The organism is Vibrio sp. T20, assembly GCF_007858795.1.
Taxonomy (GTDB): domain Bacteria; phylum Pseudomonadota; class Gammaproteobacteria; order Enterobacterales; family Vibrionaceae; genus Vibrio; species Vibrio satsumensis.
On sequence record NZ_VFEB01000242.1, the window covers coordinates 1 to 324 of the forward strand.

A 324-nucleotide genomic window follows, 5' to 3' on the forward strand; every position below is an offset into this window, starting at 1 on the left:
AGCTGTAAGTTAGACCAACACGGCTACGTAGTTCACGAGTCGCTTTAGTCGATGAAGTACTCACATCACCAAACTCTACATATGGTGCCCATTGGCCCATCATGTGGCGAATACTTGCGTTCAACTCGTAGTTGGTATCGTCGTTGTCGTAGATGTCATATCCATCCGCTTTGTAGTAGTTACCTTCTAAACCAAAGCGCCAGTTTTCCATTGAGTAGTTAACGTTTGCCGTTAGACGATGGCGACGTTGGTTTTCAATGTTTTTCTCAACACCGACAATGTCACCATTATCGTCGATCTGGTACTCAGTAGTACTAGTGTTTT

General features: G+C 44.1%; 1 protein-coding gene. It reads right to left on the minus strand.

Annotated elements, in window-relative coordinates; all coding sequences use genetic code 11:
- A partial coding sequence (locus tag FTW16_RS22275; RefSeq protein ID WP_222433369.1) for an oligogalacturonate-specific porin KdgM family protein occupies positions 1-324 on the minus strand: 324 nt, incomplete at both ends.